Annotated in this window: 2 protein-coding genes; both read left to right on the top strand. The window is 71.5% G+C overall.

Annotated elements, in window-relative coordinates; genetic code table 11:
- On the top strand, positions 1-1170 hold a 1170-nt coding region (locus tag ACXAID_RS27435), incomplete at its 5' end, for a DUF6049 family protein (protein WP_475025324.1).
- A gap of 61 nt (positions 1171-1231) precedes the next feature.
- Positions 1232-3615: murein biosynthesis integral membrane protein MurJ (gene murJ, locus ACXAID_RS27430; RefSeq protein ID WP_475025325.1), on the top strand; the 2384-nt coding region annotated here is incomplete at its 3' end.

Raw genomic sequence — 3615 nt, 5'->3', positions numbered from 1 at the left:
GTGCGCTACACCCCCGGTGTCGCCGCGGCGTTGTTCGACCCCGCGGTGGGCGCGGCGCTGGCCGGCGCCGGCCGCACCCCGGAGACCCCCACCTATCTGGAACCGTCCCTGGACATCCCGCTCAAACAGGATTCCGCGGTGGCCCGCCGCCAGGATGCGCTCGGCTCGGTGCTGTGGCGCAGCCTCGACCCCGATCTGGTGCCGCGCGAACAGATTCTGATGCCGCCGCTGATGTGGAATCTGAGCCCGCAGGACGCCCAGTCGATCCTGACCGCGGTGGCCAGCAGCATCCGCGCCGGGCTCGCGGTGGCGCGCCCGCTGACCGCGGTGATCGCCGATGCCGCCGCGGTGCCCGAACTGACCCCGCTGCCCGAGGGCCCGCAGGGCAACCCGCGCGGGCGCTTCGACGACGGCGTGGTCTCCGGTATCGCCTCGGTGACCGGCCGGCTGTGGGGCCTGACCGGGGCGCTGAGCACCGACGAGCGCACCGGGCTGACCGGTTACGGCTACACCGCCCCCCTGCGTGAGGATCTGCTGCGCGCGCTGAGCCTGTCGGTGCCCCCCGATGCCCGCAACGGCCTGGCCCAGCAGCGGCTCACCACCGTCGGCCGCACCGTCGAAGACCTCTTCAACGCCGTCACCATCGTCAATCCGAGTGGCTCCTACACGCTGGCCACCGAGCGCAGTCCGCTGCCGCTGGCGCTGCGCAACGACCTGCCGGTGCCCATCCGGGTGCGCCTCGACATCGACGCCCCGCCCGGCATGACGGTGACCGACATGGGCGAGATCGTGCTGCCGCCGGGCTTTCTGCCGCTGAAGGTGCCGATCGAGGTGCACTTCACCCAGCGCGTCGCCGTCGACGTCGCGTTGCGCACCGCCGACGGGCTGCCCCTCGGGCAGCCGGTCCGCCTGTCGGTGCACTCCAACGCCTACGGCAAGGTGCTGTTCATCATCACGCTGACCGGCGGTGCGGTGTTGTTCCTGCTGGTGGGCAGGCGGCTGTGGCACCGCTTCCGCGGCCAACCCGACCCCGCCGACCTGGAAGCCGACCCGACCCGCCCCGACCCGATCGAGGTGGCGCTGGCCTGGGACGACCCCGCCGGCCGCGACCAGACCGGTGACCCGACCACCCGGCGCGCGCCGACGGCCAGCGGCGGCCCCGGTGAGTGAGCCCACCTCGCGCACCCGACCCGAACTGTCCGACTCGGCCGTCGTCTCGCGCTCCTGGGGCATGGCGGTAGCCACCCTGGTGTCCCGGCTGACCGGATTCCTGCGCATCGTGCTGCTCGCCGCGATCCTGGGTGCGGCGCTGTCCAGTGCCTTCACCGTGGCCAACCAGCTGCCCAACCTGATCGCCGCACTGGTTCTGGAAGCCACCTTCACCGCCATCTTCGTGCCGGTGCTCGCCCGCGCCGAACGCGACGACCCCGACGGCGGAACGGCTTTCATCCGCCGGCTGCTCACCCTGGCGACCACCCTGCTGCTGGTGGTGACCCTGGTCTCGACACTGGCCGCCCCGCTGCTGGTGGATCTGATGCTGGGCTCCGACCCGCTGGTCAACCGCCCGCTGACCACCGCCTTCGCCTACCTGCTGCTGCCGCAGATCATCTTCTACGGGTTGTCCTCGGTGTTCATGGCGATCCTGAACACCCGCAACGTGTTCGGGCCGCCGGCGTGGGCCCCGGTGGTCAACAACGTCGTGGCGATCCTGACGCTGGTGCTCTACGTCCTGGTGCCGGGCGAACTGTCGATCGACCCGGTCGAGATGGGCAACGCCAAGCTGCTCGTGCTGGGCATCGGCACCACCCTCGGGGTGGTGGCCCAGAGCGCCGTGTTGTTCATCGCGATCCGGCGGGAGAAGGTCGGCCTGCGCCCGTTGTGGGGCATCGACGACCGGCTCAAGCGGTTCGGCATGATGGCCCTGGCCATGGTGCTGTACGTGCTGATCAGTCAGGTCGGCCTGATCGTCGGCAACCAGATCGCCAGTGGCGCAGCCGCATCGGGGCCGGCCATCTACAACTACACCTGGCTGGTGCTGATGCTGCCGTTCGGCATCATCGGGGTCACCGTGCTCACGGTGGTGATGCCGCGGCTGTCCCGCAACGCGGCCGCCGACGACGGTCCCGCGGTGCTCGCCGACCTGTCGCTGGCCACCCGGCTGACCATGGTGACGTTGATCCCGATCGTGGCGATCATGACCGTCGGCGGTCCGGCGATCGGCACCGCGCTGTTCGCGTACGGCAACTTCGGCTCGGTCGACGCCGGCTACCTCGGCATGGCGATCACGCTGTCGGCGTTCACCCTGATCCCCTACGCGATGGTGCTGCTGCAGCTGCGGGTGTTCTACGCCCGCGAGGAGCCGTGGACACCGATCGTGCTGATCATCGTCATCACCACGGTGAAGATCGCCGCGTCGCTGGCCGCCCCGCACCTGACCGACGACCCGGATCTGGTGGCCGGCTACCTGGGCCTGGCCAACGGGCTCGGATTCCTGGCCGGCGCCACCGTCGGCTACTACCTGCTGCGCAGGCGGCTGAATCCCCCCGGCGGCCAGTTGATCCGCCTCGATGTGGTCCGCACCATCCTGGTCACCATCACCGCCTCGCTGGCCGCCGGACTGCTCGCGCACGTGATCGACCAGCTGCTCGGGCTGGAGGAGCTGACCGAACGCTGGGGCGGTGCGGGGTCGCTGCTGCGGCTCACCGCGCTGTGCGCGGTCATGGTCCCGGTCATCGTCGGGGTGCTGCTGGCGGCCCGGGTCCCCGAGGCGCAGGCCGCCGTCGCGTTGCTGCGCCGGCGGCTGGGTTCGCGCCGGGCCGCACCCGACGCGCAGGCCATACCGTCCGTCCATGCCCAACCTCAGCGTTCACTCACGTACCCTGATCACAGGAATTCGCCGCCGGACCGAGATCACCGAGCCCACTCGGCGCAGCGCGAATCTTCGGCCGAGGTCGCCGACGACTGGAGGGGGAGAGGATCCGCGGTGAACGACAAGCCCGCAAACGGTTCCCCGCCGGCAGGGTCCGATTCACCGGCTCGGCCGGCGGGATCCGATTCACCGGCTCGGCCGGCAGGGTCCGATTCACCGGCTCGGCCGGCGGCAGACGACTTCCAGCCCGACGTCGTCCCCGACCAACCCACCGAACAGGCGCCCGCACCCGAGGCCCGCCGCCGCCCACCGGGCGACTACGGCGGCGACCCGACCCGTGAACCGCTGGCGTTCGAATCACCGCGCGAACCACCCATCGAGACGGCCTTGGCCGCCGAGGACGTCCACCTCATCCCCGGCGCCACCGTCGCCGGCGGCCGCTACCGGCTGCTGGTCTCGCACGGCGGACCGCCGAACCTGAAGTTCTGGCAGGCGCTCGACACCGCGCTGGACCGTCAGGTGGCCCTCACCTTCGTCGACCCCGACGGCCGGATGCCCGATCACCAGGTGCAGGAGATCCTGACCCGCACCCAACGGCTCGGCCGCGTGGACATGCCCGGTGTGGCGCGGGTGCTCGACGTCGCCCGGACCGCCACCGGCGGCCTCGTGGTGTCGGAGTGGATCCGCGGCGGCTCACTGGCCGAGGTCGCCGACACCGCGCCGTCGCCGATCGGCGGGGCCCGGGC

The sequence above is a fragment of the Mycobacterium sp. ABE4_509 genome, from assembly GCF_056160785.1.
Note: the sequence above shows the minus strand (reverse complement) of the source record. Positions and strands in the feature narration are given on the sequence as shown.